Origin of the sequence: Pseudophaeobacter leonis (genome assembly GCF_002087335.1) — a bacterium.
GTDB classification, from domain to species: domain Bacteria; phylum Pseudomonadota; class Alphaproteobacteria; order Rhodobacterales; family Rhodobacteraceae; genus Pseudophaeobacter; species Pseudophaeobacter leonis.
Map to the genome: position 1 here is coordinate 1 of NZ_MWVJ01000057.1, position 18,776 is coordinate 18,776.

14 protein-coding genes and 3 pseudogenes are annotated in these 18,776 nt (G+C 59.2%); 7 read left to right on the forward strand and 10 right to left on the reverse strand.

Annotated elements, in window-relative coordinates; all coding sequences use genetic code 11:
• Positions 1-259 precede the first annotated feature (259 nt).
• Positions 260-1,617: pseudogene (hemN, locus tag B4968_RS13250) on the forward strand (oxygen-independent coproporphyrinogen III oxidase).
• 89 nt (positions 1,618-1,706) lie between these two features.
• Here hemN and proS read toward each other — a convergent pair.
• Positions 1,707-3,060 (reverse strand): annotated as a pseudogene (gene proS / locus B4968_RS13255) (proline--tRNA ligase).
• A gap of 262 nt (positions 3,061-3,322) precedes the next feature.
• On the opposite strand from proS, the gene B4968_RS13260 reads away from it, so the two are divergent.
• The 4 genes from B4968_RS13260 (at position 3,323) to B4968_RS13275 (ending at position 8,386) form a co-directional block, all read left to right on the forward strand.
• Positions 3,323-4,687, forward strand: a complete 1,365-nt coding sequence (locus B4968_RS13260) for an FAD-dependent oxidoreductase (RefSeq protein WP_083099684.1) — start codon at positions 3,323-3,325, stop codon at positions 4,685-4,687.
• A gap of 242 nt (positions 4,688-4,929) precedes the next feature.
• The gene (locus B4968_RS13265; protein ID WP_083099639.1) at positions 4,930-6,063 is read left to right on the forward strand and encodes an AI-2E family transporter; all 1,134 of its coding nucleotides are present in this window, start codon (positions 4,930-4,932) and stop codon (positions 6,061-6,063) included.
• Position 6,064: 1 nt separating this feature from the next.
• On the forward strand, positions 6,065-6,784 hold the full coding sequence (locus B4968_RS13270; RefSeq protein WP_083099642.1) for a P-loop NTPase family protein: 720 nt from the start codon (positions 6,065-6,067) through the stop codon (positions 6,782-6,784).
• Between the two features lie 57 nt (positions 6,785-6,841).
• Positions 6,842-8,386 (forward strand): Ppx/GppA family phosphatase, encoded by a 1,545-nt coding sequence (locus tag B4968_RS13275; RefSeq protein ID WP_083099645.1) that lies wholly within the window; start codon positions 6,842-6,844, stop codon positions 8,384-8,386.
• Positions 8,387-8,551: 165 nt separating this feature from the next.
• Here the strand turns inward: B4968_RS13275 and B4968_RS13280 are convergent, their stop codons facing one another.
• The 4 genes from B4968_RS13280 to B4968_RS13295 form a co-directional block, all read right to left on the reverse strand.
• On the reverse strand, positions 8,552-8,941 hold the full coding sequence (locus B4968_RS13280; protein WP_083099647.1) for a hypothetical protein: 390 nt from the start codon (positions 8,939-8,941) through the stop codon (positions 8,552-8,554).
• A 31-nt stretch (positions 8,942-8,972) separates the two neighbouring features.
• On the reverse strand, positions 8,973-9,968 hold the full coding sequence (locus B4968_RS13285) for an endonuclease/exonuclease/phosphatase family protein (RefSeq protein ID WP_083099650.1): 996 nt from the start codon (positions 9,966-9,968) through the stop codon (positions 8,973-8,975).
• Positions 9,949-10,647, reverse strand: coding sequence for a molecular chaperone DjiA (locus B4968_RS13290; RefSeq protein WP_083099653.1), 699 nt, complete (start codon positions 10,645-10,647; stop codon positions 9,949-9,951). The genes B4968_RS13285 and B4968_RS13290 overlap by 20 nt, the downstream gene beginning before the upstream one ends.
• 140 nt (positions 10,648-10,787) lie before the next feature.
• Positions 10,788-11,387 (reverse strand): VOC family protein, encoded by a 600-nt coding sequence (locus B4968_RS13295; protein ID WP_083099687.1) that lies wholly within the window; start codon positions 11,385-11,387, stop codon positions 10,788-10,790.
• Between the two features lie 338 nt (positions 11,388-11,725).
• Here B4968_RS13295 and B4968_RS13300 point away from each other — a divergent pair, with 338 nt between their 5' ends.
• On the forward strand, positions 11,726-12,130 hold the full coding sequence (locus B4968_RS13300) for a hypothetical protein (RefSeq protein WP_139792814.1): 405 nt from the start codon (positions 11,726-11,728) through the stop codon (positions 12,128-12,130).
• A gap of 155 nt (positions 12,131-12,285) precedes the next feature.
• On the opposite strand, the gene B4968_RS26390 is transcribed toward B4968_RS13300, so the two are convergent.
• The 3 genes and pseudogenes from B4968_RS26390 to B4968_RS13310 all read right to left on the reverse strand — a co-directional run bounded on the left by B4968_RS26390 (position 12,286) and on the right by B4968_RS13310 (position 15,153).
• Positions 12,286-12,849 (reverse strand): cobalamin-dependent protein, encoded by a 564-nt coding sequence (locus tag B4968_RS26390; RefSeq protein ID WP_479559058.1) that lies wholly within the window; start codon positions 12,847-12,849, stop codon positions 12,286-12,288.
• 6 nt (positions 12,850-12,855) lie between these two features.
• Positions 12,856-14,414: pseudogene (gene scpA, locus B4968_RS13305) on the reverse strand (methylmalonyl-CoA mutase); the annotation flags it as partial.
• Entirely contained in the window at positions 14,377-15,153 is a 777-nt protein-coding gene (locus B4968_RS13310; protein WP_241525733.1) for a hypothetical protein, read from the reverse strand. The pseudogene scpA and the gene B4968_RS13310, both read right to left, overlap by 38 nt.
• A gap of 342 nt (positions 15,154-15,495) precedes the next feature.
• Here B4968_RS13310 and B4968_RS13315 point away from each other — a divergent pair, with 342 nt between their 5' ends.
• On the forward strand, positions 15,496-16,014 hold the full coding sequence (locus B4968_RS13315) for a DUF4174 domain-containing protein (RefSeq protein WP_083099660.1): 519 nt from the start codon (positions 15,496-15,498) through the stop codon (positions 16,012-16,014).
• Between the two features lie 4 nt (positions 16,015-16,018).
• On the opposite strand, the gene B4968_RS13320 is transcribed toward B4968_RS13315, so the two are convergent.
• Both B4968_RS13320 and B4968_RS13325 read right to left on the reverse strand, forming a co-directional pair.
• Positions 16,019-16,519 (reverse strand): hypothetical protein, encoded by a 501-nt coding sequence (locus B4968_RS13320; protein WP_083099663.1) that lies wholly within the window; start codon positions 16,517-16,519, stop codon positions 16,019-16,021.
• Between the two features lie 198 nt (positions 16,520-16,717).
• The gene (locus B4968_RS13325; RefSeq protein WP_083099690.1) at positions 16,718-18,769 is read right to left on the reverse strand and encodes an acetyl-CoA carboxylase biotin carboxylase subunit; all 2,052 of its coding nucleotides are present in this window, start codon (positions 18,767-18,769) and stop codon (positions 16,718-16,720) included.
• Positions 18,770-18,776: the final 7 nt, after the last annotated feature.

Below are 18,776 nucleotides of genomic sequence, written 5' to 3' on the forward strand. Positions count from 1 at the left end.
CACCTGGGCAGGTGTCGTGAGGGGCGTATAGGACGGCGGGCGGCGAGCGTCAAATGGAAACTCACCTCAGACGCACAATTCTTCTCACCTGCAACTGACCGCAGATCACCACTCTGGCCACCTTACCTATCAAGGGCTTACCAGCGGCACCTCCCGGTGGGTTAAACAGGGCCGCAGGCGTCATTTTCTGCCGGCAATCAAAGGGCAATTTGATTGCCGGCGCAAAGCAGCCTTGCGCAAAAAGCGACACATGAGAGGCATGAAACAGATTGACCGCCTTTCATCGCTTGGGCTTTTTGACAGCCGCGTGCCCCGCTATACCTCATATCCGACCGCTCCGGAGTTCAGCCCCGCAGTTGGGCTGGACATGCAAAAACGCCAGTTGGCAGCACTTGACCCAAAGGTGCCGGTCTCGGTGTACATCCACATTCCCTTTTGCGAGCGGCTGTGCTGGTTTTGCGCCTGTCGCACCCAGGGTACCCAATCGCTGAGCCCGGTCGAAAACTACATCGCCACGCTGGAGGCTGAGCTGGCCCTGCTCGCCAAAGAGCTGCCCGACGGTTTGCGCATGGGACGGCTGCATTGGGGCGGCGGCACGCCGACGATCCTGCCGCCGTCCCATCTGATCCATCGCCTGGCCCGCGCGGTAAAGGCGGTGTTCCCGCATACGCCTGACTGGGAGTTTTCGGTCGAGATCGACCCGACCTTGGTAGACCGCGACAAAATCGCGGCCCTCGCCTGCGAGGGCATGAGCCGCGCCAGTATTGGCATTCAGGACTTTGACCCGCTGGTGCAACAGGCCATCGGCCGGGAGCAGCCCTATGAGGCGACATGGGCCTGTGTCGAAGATCTGCGCGCCGCAGGGATTACCTCGCTGAATGCCGATCTGGTCTACGGCCTGCCGCATCAGACAGCTGCGCGCATGGCGGATACGCTGGACAAAGTGCTCAGCCTGCGCCCCGACCGCATCGCGCTGTTTGGCTATGCCCATGTGCCCTGGGTCGCTAAGCGCCAGAAACTCATCGATGAGGCGATGCTGCCGGATGATCTGGCGCGCCACGCTTTGGCAGGTCAATCCGCAGAGGCCTTTGCTGCGGCAGGATTTGCGCCCATCGGTATCGACCATTTTGCGCTTCCTCAGGATGGCTTGGCGCAGGCGGCGCGCAGCGGCCATCTGCGGCGGAATTTCCAGGGCTACACCGAAGACACCTGCCCGACCCTCATCGGCATTGGCGCTCGTCGATTTCGCGCTTTGCTGGCGGCTACGTGCAGAATGCAGCCGCAACCCCCGCCTATGTCAAACAGATCGAGGCAGGCCATCTGACGGGCAGCCGCGGCCATGAGATGACACCAGAAGACCTGATGCGGGCCCGTGCCATCGAGATGATCATGTGCGACTTTACTATTGACCGCAACGCGTTACAGCAAGAGTTTGGTGCGCTCTGCGCCGGGCTGGAGGCGGATCTGGCCAAGGTAGAGGCGCGGTTTGGCGATCTTGTCAGCCTGACCGCGCATCGCCTTGAGATCACTGCCGAGGGCCGCCCCCTGACCCGGCTCATTGCCAGTCTGTTTGATGCGCATATGCCGGCGGATGCCAAATTCAGCCGCGCCTCGTGAACCGGATTTGACCCTGAACTAACAAAAATGCCCGCGTCGTTGCGCGGGCATTTTCAGTCAGATCAGTGCATCTTTTCAGAGGGGCGCGCTCAGAAGCCGCGACCGGCCTGATGCGGCGCATAGATTTCTGCGACCTTTTTCACCGCCTCTTCGGGCGACATCTCTTCGCTTTCGCCGGTGCGGCGCGACGTCAGCTCAACCACGCCGTTCTTCAACCCGCGTGGCCCGACGGTGATACGCCAGGGCAGACCGATCAGGTCCATCGTCGCGAATTTACCGCCGGCGCGTTCTTTACGATCATCATACAGCGGCTCAAGGCCCAGCGCTGTAAGCGCCGCATAGAGCTGGTTGCAGGCGGCATCGGCCTCATCGTCACCCTGTTTCAGGTTGGATACCACAGTGGAACGGCGTCACGCCTTCGGGCCAGATGATGCCCTTGTCGTCATGGCTGGCCTCGATAATGGCCCCCAGCAGACGCGAGACACCAATCCCGTGCGAGCCCATGTGAACCGGCGTTGGCTTGCCATCAGGCCCCTGAACGGTGGCGTTCAGCGCCTCAGAGTATTTGGCGCCAAAGTAGAAGATCTGGCCAACCTCGATACCGCGTGCGACCTTGCGGCGCTCTTCAGGCACCGCGTTGAACAGGGCCTCATCATGGGTCTCATCGGTGCGGGCGTATTTTGAGGTGAACTCTTCCAGCACACCCTGGCACTGTGCGACATCGTCATAGTCAATCTCGCGGTCGCCAAAGCTGAGGTCGGTGACGGCAGAATCGTAGAATACCTCCGACTCGCCGGTTTCGGCCAGCACCAGGAACTCATGGGTGTAGTCGCCACCAATGGGTCCACCATCGGCGCGCATCGGGATCGCCTGCAACCCCATACGCTCATAGGTGCGCAGGTAGCTCACCAGATGGCGGTTATAGGCGTGCAGCGCATCCTCTTTGCTGAGGTCAAAGTTGTAGCCGTCTTTCATGTAGAATTCGCGACCGCGCATCACGCCGAACCGGGGGCGGATCTCGTCGCGGAACTTCCACTGGATCTGATACATGGTCAGCGGCAGGTCTTTGTAACTGCTGACATGGGCCCGGAAAATATCGGTGATCAGCTCTTCGGCCGTGGGCGTAAACAGCATGTCGCGACCATGGCGATCCTGCATCCGCAGCATTTCCTGACCGTAGTCATCGTAGCGACCGGATTCGCGCCACAGATCGGCCGACTGGATGGTGGGCATCAGCATTGGCATGTGACCGGCGCGCTGCTGCTCTTCATGCACGATGCCTTCGAGCTTTTTCAGCACCTTAAAGCCAAGCGGCAACCAGGAATAGATCCCGGCAGAGGATTGCTTGATCAGTCCGGCGCGCAGCATATAGCGATGGCTGACGATCTGGGCCTCAGAAGGGTTCTCTTTCAGAACAGGCAGGAAGTAGCGGGACAGGCGCATGTCGATCTCATTCTCACGATGGGGTTCGCAAGCGGTCTAAGCCATCAAAGCGCCGCATTCAATCGCGCTTTACGGCCCACTCCGCCTGGAGCTGCTGCTCAGGCCCGCCCAGACGCGTCAAACCGGGTGCTCAAACCAACGCGTCAAATACCCGGGGCACAGCACGCAGATGTCGTATTTGCCCCTTTCTGCCGCTTTCTTTCTTGAACAACGGTTCAAGTTTTACAAGACTGGCAGAACCCCTCAGGCAAGTGAGACCAAAATGCACGACACCATTCTTGAGCCAGCCCGCGAAATTCCGGTCATTCACCAGACCGACCTGCTGGTGGTTGGCTCTGGCCCCGGCGGGCTGGCGGCGGCCCTGGCAGCGGCGCGCACAGGTGTCGAGGTGACTTTGCTCGACCGGTTTGGCTGCTTTGGCGGCAATATCACCACCGTCGGCGTTGAAGGCTTTGCCTGGTATCGCCACGAACAAACGGTTGAGGCCCACGGCATCGGCTGGGAGTTTGAAGAGCGCGCCCGCGCAATGGGGGCCGCCGTGCCCGAAAGCCAGTCGCTGTCGTATGAGCTGGACAGCGAGGGGTTCAAGCTGGTGGCGGACCGTCTGGTGCAGGAGGCTGGCATTCACCCGATGCTGCACCGGATGTTTGTCGCCCCAATCCGCGATGGCCGCCGCATCACAGGTGTGATTGTCGAGAGCAAGGCGGGCCGTGAAGCGATTCTGGCAAAGCGGGTGATTGATGCCACCGGCGATGCCGACATTGCCCATATGATGGGGGCTCCAACGATCAAAACCCCTGTAGAGGAGATGCAGGCGGCAAGCGTGATGTTCCACATTGCCGGCGTCGACAAACAAAAGTTCATGGCAGGCGTCAGGGATGATCCGCAAACCTATGCCAACTGGTCGACGGGGGAATGGCAGGTCGAGACCTCAGGCAAAGAGGATGAAATGTTCTCGCCCTTTCTGGCCAAACCCTTTGCCAAAGCGATCCGCGACGGCCTCATCCCGTCCCATCTCAACACCATTGGCGGCACCTGGGGGGCGGTGCATGACAGTGGTGAGATGACCTATATGAATTTGGTCCACCTGGCCGGGATCGACGGAACCGACCCCGACAGCATGACACGCGGCGAAATAGAGGGGCGCATCCAGGCGATGTTGGCCATTGAGGCCCTGAAAGCCTACACACCGGGATGTGAGGCGGCGCGATTGCGCAATTTTGGCATGACCATTGGCATCCGCGACACCCGCAAGATCGACGCGCATCACAACATCACCGAAGACGAGACCCGCAATCAGGGGCGGTTTGAGGATACCATTGGTATCTACCCTGAATTCATCGATGGCTACGGCGTGCTGATCCTGCCCACCACCGGGCGCTACATGCAGATCCCCTATCGCAGCATGCTGCCCCGCGGCGTTGAAGGCCTTTTGGTGACGGGGCGCGCCATTGGCGGCGACAAGATTGCCCATGCCGCCACCCGCAACATGGCCTGTTGCGCCGTCGCTGGTCAGGGCGCTGGCATTGCTGCTGCGCTGTCGATCAAGACAGGGCGCGCGCTGGATGCGCTCGACATTTCCGCCGTCCAAACCGAGCTGAAACGCCAGGGCGTGCGCATAGACTAGCCTGCCTCACGGCCTGGCCTGTGAAAACATCTGGCGTATCATACGGTCTGGCTGGGCTGTAATTGCCCTGACACAGGGGTCGAAAAATCTGGATTTTCAGCACCCCCGCGAAAAAACTATCCACACCCAAGTTGAAACTATCCCCGGAATACCTTTGTTAGAGGGGGGCCCTCCCCTTGCACCGCCCTGCCCTTCGGGGAAAACTGGGGCAAATCAAAACCGACCAAAACGAGTGACACGTAATGGCCCTTCCGGCAAAAAAACAATTCAAATACTGGGGCATAACCGCCGCTGTTTTGGCAGTGCTGCTGTGGTCGTTGGGCGATGTGCTGCTGCCCTTTGTGTTGGGAGCCGCGATTGCCTATATGATCGACCCGGTTGCCGACCGGCTTGAAGCCCTCGGGTTGAGCCGCGCTGCGGCCACGGCTGTGATCATCGTGGGGTCGGTCCTTATTTTCCTGCTTGTGCTGCTGCTTGTGCTGCCAACCCTGATCGGGCAAATGATAGATCTGGCTCAGATCATCCCCGAGGCCTTTCGCGATCTGCGCACCTTTGCCCAGACCCATTTTCCTTCAGTCTTTACCGAAGGCAGCCGGGCACAACAGAGCATCGCACAGATTGCAGGCACCCTGCAGGGCAAGGGGATTGAGCTTATCGAAGGGCTTGCAGGCTCCGCTGCGACATTGCTTAACTTGTTGGTCTTATTGGTTATCGTTCCAGTTGTTGCCGTCTATCTGCTGCTGGACTGGGACCGCATGATCGAGCGCATAGACAGTCTTTTGCCGCGTGATCACGCCCCGGTTATCCGTCGCCTGATGCAGCAGGTCGATGCGGTTCTGGCCTCCTTTATTCGGGGCATGGGCACTGTTTGTCTGATCCTTGGCAGCTACTACGCGATCTCGCTGATGCTGGTTGGGCTGAATTTTGGTCTGGCGGTTGGCTTTATTTCCGGGCGGGTCACCTTTATTCCCTATCTCGGCGCCCTGATTGGTGGCGCGCTTGCCATTGGCTTGGCGCTGTTTCAGTTCTGGGGCGACTGGTGGTCCATTGGTATGGTAGGGGCGATATTTGCGCTGGGTCAGGTGATGGAGGGCAACTACCTCACACCCAAACTGGTGGGCAAATCTGTCGGGTTGCACCCGGTCTGGCTGTTGCTGGCGCTGTCGGTGTTTGGTGCCCTGTTTGGATTTGGCGGCGTGTTGGTCGCGGTCCCAGTGGCCGCCGCCCTCGGGGTGGTCGCACGTTTCCTGGTGGAGCAATATCTCGACAGCCGCCTGTATCAGGGTTTGAGCCACCCGGCGTCAAAGGACCACCCTGCCAGTGCCCCGTCAGTTGAGGCACCCTCAGCGCAGGGTTCGGATCAGGATCCGCACTGATATGGCGCAACAACTCAGCTTTGATCTGCCCGCAAAAACAGCGCTGGGGCGGGATGATTTCTTTGTCGCCCCCTCCAATGCCATGGCCGTCGCCCTGCTGGACCCCTCCTTTGCCTGGCCCAGTGGTAAACTGGTCCTGACCGGCCCCTCAGGCTCGGGCAAGACCCATCTTGCGCATGTCTGGGCCAGCCAGTCCGGGGCCCAGATCCGGCAGGCCAGTGAGCTGAGCGAAGATAAGGTTCCTGCCCTCGCACAGGGCCCCCTCGTTAGTGAAGACGTACCCGCGATTGCCAATGATGCCGGCGCGCAGAACGCCCTGTTTCACCTGCATAATCTGGTCCTGTCCAATGGCCATGCCCTGATGCTCACCGGTCAGGCCGCGCCCAACCTGTGGCAGCTTAGTCTGGCCGATCTGCAAAGCCGAATGCAGGCCGCAACCCATGCAGAGCTGCAGGCTCCGGATGATGCCCTGCTGGCGGTGGTGCTGGCAAAACTGTTCAATGACCGGCAAGTGACGCCAAAACCGGACGTGATCCCCTATCTTGTGGCCCATATGGATCGCTCCTTTGCCGCTGCCGCTCAAATCGTTGAGCAACTGGACAATCTGGCGCTCTCTGAGGGACGCACTCTGTCGCGCCCCCTTGCTGTCAGACTGATGTCACAAGACCGACACCAAGACCTGCCACAAGCCACCGGAAATGTCGCAACCACAAGCGATTGACCTGACACGGGGCTTGGCCCATCGTGCCACAAACAATGCAGAACTGAAGAGACGCCCATGACCGCAGCCCAGGACAGCTCCGCCGCCGATTGGGGCCCCTTTGGGCGCCCGGTCTTTGAAGACCCAGGTGCGCGCGCCCTTTCACGCGTCGGAGTGGTCGATGTGGGGTCAAACTCGGTCCGTATGGTGATTTTTGACGGCGCGGCGCGCAGCCCCGCCTATTTCTACAATGAAAAAATTATGTGTGCGCTGGGCGCGGGCCTCTCCGAAACCGGCAAGCTGAACCCCAAGGGGCGCATGCGGGCCTTGTCCGCGCTGCGCCGCTTTCAGCATCTGGCCAAGGGCATGGGATTGCCGGGGCTTTCGGTGGTTGCCACCGCCGCTGTGCGCGATGCCTCGGACGGTGCGGATTTTTGCGCCGAAGTTCTGCGCGAAACCGGGCTAAAGATCTGGGTGATTGACGGCCGGGAAGAGGCGCGCCTGTCCGCACAGGGCGTGCTTTTGGGTTGGCCTGGCTCTTATGGGCTGGTCTGCGATATCGGCGGCTCGTCAATGGAGCTGGCAGAGATCCATGATGGGGAAGTCGGCAAGCGGATGACCTCCTCTTTGGGGCCATTAAAGCTGCGCGACATCAAAGGCGGGCGGCGCGGACGCAAGGCCCATATCGCCGAAGCTATGGAAGAGCTGAGCGCCGAGATGGGCAAGCAGACCGACCGGTTGTTTCTGGTCGGCGGCAGCTGGCGCGCAATTGCCCGTGTCGACATGATGCGCCGGGGCTATCCTTTGCGCGTGCTGCATGAGTATCGCATGACGGCGCGGGATGTGCGCGAAACGCTGAAATATATCGACGCCACAGACATAGACGAGCTGCGCAGCGCCTGCGGGATCTCCAGCGCGCGGATGTCTCTGGTCCCCTATGCCATGGATGTGCTGGCGCGCCTGGTCAAGACGTTCAAGCCCAAGGACATTGCGATTTCCAGCTATGGTATTCGCGAGGGTCTGCTGTATGAACAGATGCCACAACGCCTGCGCAACCGTGATCCACTGGTGGAATCCTGCCGTTTTGCCGAAGCAAAGGATGCCCGCCTGCCCGGTTTTGGCAAGACACTGTATGATTTTGTCATCCCGCTGTTCAATTCCGACCCACACACCAAGAAACGCCTGATCAAAGCCGCCTGCCTGCTGCATGACGTCAGCTGGCGCGCCCATCCAGACTATCGCGCCGAGGTCTGTTTTGACAATGCCACGCGCGCCAATCTGGGGGGCCTGAAACACTCTGAACGGGTCTTTCTTGGCCTGGCGCTGCTGCACCGTTACCGCAATAAGCGCGAAGGAAACGCCTTTGATCACCTGTTTGATCTGCTGGACGAGAAGGGTCAGAAAGAAGCCGAGATCCTGGGCAAGGCCATGCGCTTTGGCGCCATGTTGATGGTGAGCAAGGACGGCGATATCGGCAAGCTTAAATGGCAGCCGCGCAAGCGTCATCTGTGCCTGGAGTTGCCAAGTGCCTCTGAGGATCTGTTTGGCGAGGTGGCCGAGTCACGTCTTAAATCGCTTGCAGATGCGCTGCGGGCAGAGCTCAGCGTCAAGATCGTCAAATAACGCAGGCCAGCCAGCCCCCCCTGCTGCCCGCCCGGACCATCTTTTTGCGCTCAATACCGCCAAATGGCGCCGGTACATGGCACCGGCAAATGGCACCGCCAAATGGTCCGGGCCCGATCTGGCGGCCCGTGGGCCAGAGCCGCAACTCATCGCAGCCCATGCGTCTCAGATATCTGTTGCGCCATCGCTTTGCTTGTCGCCCTCTTCAATCGGCGTCTCTGGCTCCGCCGGTTTGCGGCGGATGATAATATCACCGTTCGGCAAAATCTCGGGCGCTTCATAGCGGCTCCAGTCCTCGACCTGATCTGCGATCTCGGCCAAAGCCGGGCCCATTTCGGTCAAAAAGCCCTGCATCGAGGGGCCGATCGTTGCCATCAAATCGTGGAATTCTTCAAGAGCCGGCGCCATCTCCTGTCGCAGCCCCTCCCAGAACAACTCCGCTCCGCGCTCCATCAGGCTGGGTCCGGTATCGGTGTCTTTATCGCCCTGCTGGGCGACAACAGGCGAGGCAAACAGGCAGGCGGCAAGCGCCGCGGGGGCTATGATATGTTTCATCAGATCAATATAGGCCCTTTGCCTGAGAAATTTAAGTCAGCTCAATGTCAAGCGAGACCGGAAAATGATCAGAGGCCGTCAGCAGGGCTTCCCGCAGGTCGATGTCGTCATAACATTCCGCATCCTCAAAAGGATGCCAGATCCGCCAGCGCGGCGCATAGGCCTCAAGCCCCTCAGAGATCATGATATAGTCCAGCAGAGCGCGGAAATAGCGTTTTGTTTCAGGGTTATAAAAGCGCGATGTTGAGAGCTGCATCTGCTGGCGCGGCTTGCGCAGGCTTTGTGCATGCGGGTCGACCAGCTCTTCTCCCATGACGATTTCGACCGAGGATTTGCGAAAAAGGCGCTCGTATTCATCCAGGCCGGGCCCGTCGTTGAGATCGCCCAGCACGATGACATGATCGCGGGCCTCAACATGTTCCTTGATGCGGCGATGCAGCCAGATGGCCTGGGCCAGTTGCTTGCGCCGGTTGGCAATGGAGATCCGCGCCACCTCGTCCGGGTTTTGAGCGCCACGCGGCGCTTTTGATTTCAGATGCGCCCCAATCATCCGCAGGACCGTGCCCCCGGATGTCGTGACCTTCAGCTCAAGCGGAGGTTTGGAAAATCGCACCCGGTCCATACGGTCGTCAACATCAAGATCGATATGAAAGACATCATCAAATCGCGGCGCAGCCTCGCTGGCCTGAGGATCCTCCACCACAGACAGCACATCCGTATCAAACAGCAGCGCAATTTCCTGATGGGTATCCGTGGCAAAGCCTGAAATGGCCTTGCGGGTCCGCAGCCCTGCCTCAGCCGCAAACCGCTCAAGCGCCCGGGTGCAGCTCTGCTTTCTCCCCGTATTGGGCGCCTCAATGACCATCACTGCATCAGCATCAAGCCTTTGCAAAACGTAGGCAATGGCCCGGCCCTGCGTGTAGCGGTCAACGCCATAGCGCGCAGAGGGTTTATCATCGAGCATCAAACGGTCTGCATCATCAAACAGATGCGAGAACCATTCGATATTATATGTGACGAGGCGCATGTGACCCACACCCGTTGATCTCATCCCAGGCGCGGTTGATGTCGATCAGACGTTTCTCTGCCAGCCGCACGGCTTCTTCAGGAACGCCGCGGCCAATCATGGCGTCTGGATGGGTGTCGCGCACCAGCTGGCGCCAATGCTTGCGAATTTCTTCGCGCGGCGTATCGGCCGAGACCCCCAAAACCGCAAAGGGATCTCTGGGCGCGTCCGGGACAAAACGGGCCCGCAACGCCATGAACTGCTCCGGTGTCTGGCCAAAGATCCGGCTGACGTCCTGCAGAAACTCATTCTCGCCGGGATGATAGAAGCCATCCGCCATGGCGATATGAAACAAGCCCTCCATCAGGTCACACAGGGTGCTGGGATTGGCAGAAAACATCCGCTGGATGCGGGCGGCATAGTCCTGATACCCGGCGATATCCGTGCGCGCCATATCAAAGACCCGGGCTGCACCAGCTTCGTCATTCTGGGCAATCTGGAACACTTCCCGAAAGGCGGCCACCTCATCGCGGGTCACCTGCCCATCCGCCTTGGCCATCTTTGCCCCCAGCGCAATCACCGCAATGGCAAAGGCAACCGAGCGTTCAGGCGGCGCACGCAAACGGTCAAAGACATTCGCCAGACTTTCGCCCTGACCAAGGGCGGCAAGTGCGTCAGAAATTCGAGACCAAAGAGACATAGTGATACCCTAGTACAAATAAAGCGACGCTGTCAGCGCCACGGTTCTATGGGAGATACGCCCGGCATTGCAACAGGCGGTGTCTCGCCCGCGCCCAGCACTCATCACAGCACCCATTAACGCACTCATCGCCGTACTCATCACAGCACACGTCGGCCATGTGGCGTATCAAACTCAGCCTCAAAGCCTGCGGCCCCGACCTCAAACCGAATGCGCGGATCAGTAATTGGCAGGCAGGCCTGTAAGGATTTCACCTCGGGGTGAGCAAGCGTCAAACGCAGCAGGGAACATCCACGCTGCTGCAGGCGGGGCGCAGGATGCTCCGAGTGCCATTCAATCAGGGCCGGAAACAGATTGTCATAGGGCAGGATCCCGTCAGAGGGCACAGCCATGTCCCACTTTAGATCCCCCCGGCTCAGCGCGACCGGCGCACCTGCGCCTTTGGGCAACCGGGCCAGCTGCGCCGCAAGATCCGTGCAGCGGCAGATCCAGTTGCTGATCCTGGGGGGGCCGGAAAACCGGTCCAGATCAAACCAACAGGGGTGTCGCTGCGCTGTTGCGTCAGGATCAATGGCAATGGCCTCAAGGTATAGCCCATCCGCCAGCCCAAGCAGCTGATTATGGGTGCCAAACATCGCGTGCTGCCCGCCCGCCTGCAGCGGCACACCAAGTGCGTCTTCCACATGAGCACGCGCCTCTTGCAGAGTTGCGCCTGCGACCGCCAGATGATCCAGTTCCATCACACCCTCCCCTTTTTTGGCGCAGCCTAGCCAGTCCTTGGCGACATTCAAGTTGAAAGCTTTCGGCGCTGCCTGGCCGGGATACAGAGGCAGTTTGTTAATAACTCATAAACCAGAACATACTAAGGGCGATTGTTTTGTTGCATGAAATATTTGATCATCAGGATCATTTCATTCACCCGGGGCAAAGATAGGCCTTGCCCCTTCGCCTCTGACTGAGTTGCCCAGAGATACACGGTAAATCGTAAAAGAGGTTTTAACAGGAGGCCACACTGATGATGATCCAAGGTGTCATGACACAGGAATTAATGTCGAATCTTTATAAGAAACCGACAAAAATGACTGAAGAACAAGCTGCGAAACTATCAAAGTTTCTGTCCAGCTTTGATGGCGACAATCTCTTGGACCCAAATGCGCGAACAATCGTGTTCCAGGTCAAGGGTAAGGACGCAGCCAAAGGGGCCGATCTTGCCTACACCCTCGCGGGCGCAAGCACCGATCCTGCCGAATTGGCAGAGGGCGCTGTGTTTGGCGCAGCCAAACGCCCACCGCCGCCACCACCGCCGCAGGAAACCAAGGGGGCCGGGACAGTCGATGACGCAATTCTCGAACTGATTGCGGCAACGGTTGAAGCCTATGACGAGACCCACGAACAAGATCTGTCTTTGGGAGAGTTCATTTTGAAGGCCCTGGGAAAGGCCGGCTATGACATCTCACAACCTGTGATCGACTTTTACGCCTGACCTGCAACGCCTGACCAGTTACGCCTGACCAGACTGTTACGCCTGTCCTCCAGTGAGACGCCCTATGCGCAGATTGGAGGACAGCGCGCACAGGACGGAAAACAGGCGCAAGAGACCCCGCGCCCATTAAGGTGTTATCTGCTGACTAAATCGCTTCAGCTGCGGGCTTCTCGGATCAGTTTCAAGACATCCTGCGCCCCTTCGGGGATATTGGTGCCAGGGCCAAAGATTGCCTTGACGCCGCTATCATAGAGGAACTGGTAGTCCTGCTGCGGGATAACACCGCCACAGATAACCAGAATATCCCCGGCCCCCTGGGCCTTCAGCTCTTGCACCAGCTGCGGCGCCAGGGTCTTGTGCCCGGCCGCCTGCGACGAGATACCGATCACATGCACATCGTTGTCGATAGCATCCTGCGCCGCCTCGGCCGGGGTCTGAAACAGGGGCCCCACATCAACATCAAAGCCGATATCAGCAAAGGCTGTCGCAATCACCTTGGCGCCCCGGTCATGGCCATCCTGGCCCATCTTGACGACCAGGATACGCGGCCGCCGCCCCTCTTCTTCGGTAAAATCCTCGATGCTTTTCTGGATCGCAGCAAAGCCCTCATCGCCCTCATAGGCGGCGCCATAAACACCGGCCAGGGTTTTCACCTCGGCACGGTGACGGCCGAATTCTTTTTCCATCGCCATGCTGATTTCTCCAACTGAGGCCCGCATACGCGCCGCTTCCACCGCGGCTTCCAGCAGGTTGCCACCGTCTTTCGACCGCCGGGTCAGCTCATCCAGAGCCGCCTGACAGGCGCTGCCGTCCCGCTCGGCCCGCATTTTCTCAAGCCGGGAATCTGGCTTTCACGCACGGCGACATTGTCCACATCGAGAATGTCGATCGGGTCTTCTTTTTCCTTGCGGTATTTGTTGACGCCGACAATCACCTCTTCGCCGCGGTCGATCATCGCCTGACGCCGGGCCGCACTTTCTTCGATGCGCAGTTTTGGCATCCCCGAGGCCACCGCCTTGGTCATGCCACCCATCTCTTCGACCTCGGACATCAGGGCCCAGGCCTTGTCGATCAGCTCATTTGTGAGGCTCTCGACGTAATACGAGCCCGCCAGCGGGTCGATCACATTGGTCACACCGGTTTCTTCCTGCAGCACCAGCTGGGTGTTACGAGCGATGCGGGCCGAGAACTCGGTCGGCAGCGCGATGGCCTCATCCAGCGCGTTGGTATGCAGCGACTGTGTGCCGCCCAAAACCGCCGACATCGCCTCATAGGCGGTACGGATCACGTTGTTATAGGGGTCTTGTTCCTGCAGGCTTACGCCCGAGGTCTGACAGTGGGTGCGCAGCATCTTGGAGCGGTCAGACTTGGCGTCAAACTCTGTCATCACCCGATGCCACAGGGTCCGCGCGGCGCGCAGCTTGGCGATCTCCATGAAAAAGTTGGTGCCAATGGCAAAGAAAAAGCTGAGACGGCCGGCAAATTTGTCGACATCCATGCCCGCCTCGGTGGCAGCCCGCACATATTCGCGACCATCGGCCAGCGTATAGGCCAGCTCCTGCACCAGATTGGCGCCCGCTTCCTGCATGTGATAGCCGGAAATCGAGATCGAGTTGAACTTGGGCATCTCGTTGGAGGTGTATTCAATGATATCCGAGATGATTTTCATCGAGGGTTCAGGCGGATAGACATAGGTGTTGCGGACCATGAATTCCTTCAGAATGTCGTTCTGAATGGTGCCCGCCAACAACGCTTTGTCATGGCCCTGCTCTTCGCCTGCGACGATGAAACTGGCCAGGATCGGGATCACGGCGCCGTTCATGGTCATTGAGACCGAAACCTTGTCGAGCGGGATACCGTCAAACAGGATCTTCATGTCCTCGACAGAGTCGATTGCCACGCCTGCCTTGCCAACATCCCCGACCACGCGTTCATGATCGCTGTCATACCCCCGGTGAGTTGCCAGATCAAAGGCGACGGAAACCCCCTGCTGTCCAGCTTCAAGATTGCGGCGATAAAAGGCGTTTGATTCCTCGGCGGTGGAAAAGCCGGCATATTGCCGGATGGTCCAGGGGCGTCCGGCGTACATGGTCGCCTTGACGCCACGGGTGAAGGGGCCAAAGCCAGGCAGAGTGCCCATATGCGGCAGCTCCGCGACATCTTCTTCGGTATAAAGCGGCTTTACCGCAATACCTTCGAGCGTGTTCCAGGTGAGGTCGTCAACCGCACGGCCACGAAGCTCTTTTTCAGCCAGAGCCCGCCAATTGTCTATCTTGCTTGTCATGGGGTATTCCTCTTGTCACATCTGTTTGGGGCAGGTTCAGTCCCGCCGCCTGTTGTTCCGGATCCTGCGCCAGCTGGGCCAGCCCATCGGCGCCCCCAGTCAGCCACATCAGATCATCCGCATAATTCTCGCGCAGCATGGCGCATTGCACCTCATCAAAGGGACGCCAGCGCCCCTCCCCCTGCGGCGGGTCAGGCCCGCCGCTGCCAGCAAGATGCGCCCGCAAATCCTCAAGCCGCAAAGACGCATTGAGCCGCACCCGGGCATGCGCCCGTGGGATCTCATCACTTGCGCTGAGCAAAGCCAGCTGCACTTCCGGGCGGCCGCCAAAGGTCTCAAAAGGCAGCACCTTTATTGTGGTCTCGGGCAGTGCGCAGGCAATGTCGGTGATCACGTCACGCCAGCTGCGTCGGTTTTCGGCCAGGCCCTGCAGTTGTCTATATGAGGGCACATTGTGGCCCCGCGTCACCGCATAGGTCAGCGCCGATGTCCAATACGTCTCCAGACTGCGCACATTGAGGGCAACCGAGGTAATCTGGCCGCCAAAGGCCTCGGCGTAGCGCGCCATGCGCTCGCCAACTCCGCTATACAGCGTCGCAAGACGCAGATTGGTGCGGGTGCTGCCAATGAGGTTTTCGTCACTGATCACCAGATGCGCCAGTCCACGCTCGCGGCTTTGATCAAGGTTCATCTTGATGCGCCCCTGCGCCCGCTTGGCCAGGGACCGGCTGTCGGTCATGCCAGGGACTGGCAAAATTCCGTGCAACAACCCTTTGCGCGTTCTGCGTGGCCCCCAAAATCCTATCCCGCTGGCCTCAAGCTCTTCTGCATTTTGGCGCAGAAATTCCTGAAACGAAGTGGTGGCACAGCGGTGTGCCCCGAGGTGAAGACAAACTTGCATCGCTTTTCCAGTTCTTTGGACAAGAGGCACATTCAGTGCCCCCGATGAGGGAAGATGCGCAATCATTGCCTCCAGACCCTCTCAAAGCGATTAACGTCTGGTGTTTTATTTGCCCTTTGCGGCCAATTCGCCATCGCATTCGCGCGTCTTGTGCATATATTGGGGCCAACAGGAGACATTATGAAACCAATTCTAGCCCTTGTTTTAACAAGTTTTCTTTCGGTGCCTGCTGTACTCAGCGCCCAGGTTGCAGAACAGGCTGCAGACCTGACTGTGGAACCGGTTGCCGAACAGGTTGCCGAGCAGACTGCGGAACCGACGGTGGAGCCCGAGACCCCGGTGCTGATCCAATCGGGAGAAGACGTCGATCTCGCCAGCTTCCTGTGGCATAAACGCCCCATTGTGATCTTTGCAGACAGTCCCGAGGACCCCAGGTTCAACACGCAAATCGAACTTTTGAGCAGCGATGCGAAGATGCTGTTGGACCGCGACGTGATTGTCCTGACCGACACCAATCCGGCCGCCAAATCAGAACTGCGCAAAAATCTGCGTCCGCGCGGGTTTGCGCTGGTTTTGGTCGGTAAGGATGGCGGCGTCAAACTGCGCAAACCGCATCCCTGGAGCGTGCGCGAACTGACCCGCAGCATCGACAAGTTTCCAGATCGCCTGCGCGAGGTGGAAGAGCGGCGCGAAAACTGAACTCTTAGCTGTTGCCGCGCACGTAGCTCACCGCCTTGGCCTGTGTATCCACCACCATGATGGCATTGCCCTCGGGGATAAAGGCCATGTTCGAGGTCGGGTTCATGATCGCCTGGTGATAAATCGATTTGACCAGCTCGCTCATGCAGTTCACCCCGGCGAGACCAGAATTCAGCACGCTGATGCCATGCGGCAGATCGCGTGACATGATCGCTTCGACCAGCGAATTGGGGGACTTGCCACCCACCTTGAAGACCACAGCCTGCCCCTGCGCCAGCATCTTGAGACCGGTATCGACCGAGCGCGCGGGCTCCAGAAGCGACGAAATGCGCGGGCTTTCGGTGTGAAACACAGCCGGTGCGCAGCCGCTGTTGGATTCGAAGAAATAGGTATCTCCCAGCATGACCCAGTCGGCAAGCTTGGCGCGCACCTCTTCTTCTTTGTCCAGCGTACAGCCAGCCAGGAGAAGCAGCGTCGAAATCAGAGTTAGGGCCAAACGAAGCATGCGTCACCTTAATAGAAATCCGTGCGTCAGGTGTTGCACAGAGTCCTGAAGATTTGGTGCACGCATGCCATGGAAGAAATCCACGCGCAGAGAGTGAGGCGGGTTCAGAACAGCAGAAATGCCGTATCTGACAGCCAGAGGCCGGGGGCAGAGCCTGAGGCCCCACCCGCTGCGGCTGGTTTATGCCCGCCTCAGATATCACCCCTCGAATTCCATGATCACCTCGTCAACCGCCAGACTGTCGCCGGCGCTGGCGTTGATCTTGGCAACCACACCCTTGCGCTCGGCGCGCAGGATGTTTTCCATCTTCATCGCCTCAACGGTGCACAAAGCCTGGCCTTCATGGACCTCTTCACCAACCTCGACATCGATCTTGACGATCAGGCCCGGCATGGGGCAAAGCAGCAGCTTTGAGGTATCAGGCGCCACTTTTTCCGGCATTAATTCAGCCAGTTGAGCCTGGCGCGGCGTACGGACATGCACCTTCAGGTCGGCCCCGCGTGAGCGGATGCGGAAGCCACCGGAAACCTTACCCACCTTCAGCACCAGCGGCGTGCCGTCAACGTCCAGTGTCGCCAGCTGATCGCCGGGCGTCCACTGGCTGGCCACACGCATCTGGCTGCCATCGGCAAACTTGACCGTTGAGCCATCATGGTCGGCCTCAATGCTCACAGCAAAATTTTGCCCCTGCAGCGCAACCACCCAGTCAGCGCCAACACGGCGCTCGTGGTTGTCCATGCGACCCGACACCCGGGTGCGGCGGATTTCACTCACCCAGTTCATCGCCGCCGCCGAGGCCGCAATGCGGCGCAGCGCGGCCTCGGGCAGATCAACACCAACAAACCCGTCGGGATATTGCTCTTCGATAAAGGCGGTGGTCATGCTGCCATCCATAAAGATCGGATGATCCATCACCGCCGACAGGAACGGCAGGTTGTGGCCAATGCCTTCGACCTCAAAGCCGTCCAATGCGTTGCGCATGGCCTCAATCGCCTGATCGCGCGTCGGCGCCCAGGTGCAAAGCTTGGCAATCATCGGGTCATAATACATCGAGATTTCGCCGCCTTCATAGACGCCGGTATCATTGCGCACGGCATAGCCCTCGCCCGCCGGTGCCTCGCCCTGCCATTTGCCATTTTCCAGCAGCGGCCCTGCAGAGAGCTCGGCGGGGGGACGGTAGCGGGTCAGACGGCCAATCGAGGGCAGAAAGCCACGGTAAGGGTCTTCGGCATAGAGCCGGTTTTCAATCGCCCAGCCATTGAGCTGCACATCGTCCTGGGTGATGCTCAGCGGCTCACCATTGGCGACCCGGATCATCTGCTCCACCAGATCAACGCCCGTGATCAGCTCGGTCACCGGGTGTTCCACCTGCAGACGGGTGTTCATTTCCAGAAAGTAAAAGTTCTTGTCGCCATCAACGATGAACTCGACAGTCCCGGCCGATGCGTAATCCACCGCCTGCGCCAGGGCGACAGCCTGCTCGCCCATCGCCTTGCGGGTGGCCTCGTCCAGAAAGGGGCTTGGGGCCTCTTCGACAACCTTTTGCTGACGACGCTGGATCGAGCATTCCCGCTCACCCAGATAGATGCCGTTGCCATGGGCATCGCACAGCACCTGAATTTCGATATGGCGCGGTTGCGTGACGAATTTTTCAATAAAAATCCGGTAATCCCCAAAAGAGTTTGCCGCCTCATTTTTCGACGACTGAAACCCTTCGCGGGCCTCTTCGTCGTTCCAGGCGATCCGCATGCCCTTGCCGCCACCGCCAGCACTGGCCTTCAGCATCACCGGATAGCCGATCTCGTTAGAGATCTTGACCGCCTCGTCCGCGTCCTCGATCAGGCCCATATGGCCCGGAACCGTGGAAACCCCAGCCTCCTGGGCGATCTTCTTCGAGGTGATCTTGTCACCCATCTTTTCAATGGCACCAACGGGGGGGCCAACAAAAGCGACGCCCTCAGCGGCCAGCGCCTCGGCGAATTTGGAGTTTTCCGACAAAAAACCATAGCCGGGATGAACCGCCTGAGCACCGGTGGCCCGGATGGCCTCCATTACCTTGTCGATAACGATATAGGACTGGTTTGCCGGAGGTGGTCCGATATGTACTGCTTCATCGGCCATTTGGACATGCAGGGCCTGCTTGTCCGCGTCCGAGTAGATGGCGACGGTTTTGACACCCATTTTGCGGGCGGTCTTGATAACACGGCAGGCGATTTCGCCCCGGTTCGCGATCAGGATCTTTTCAAACATTGGCAGT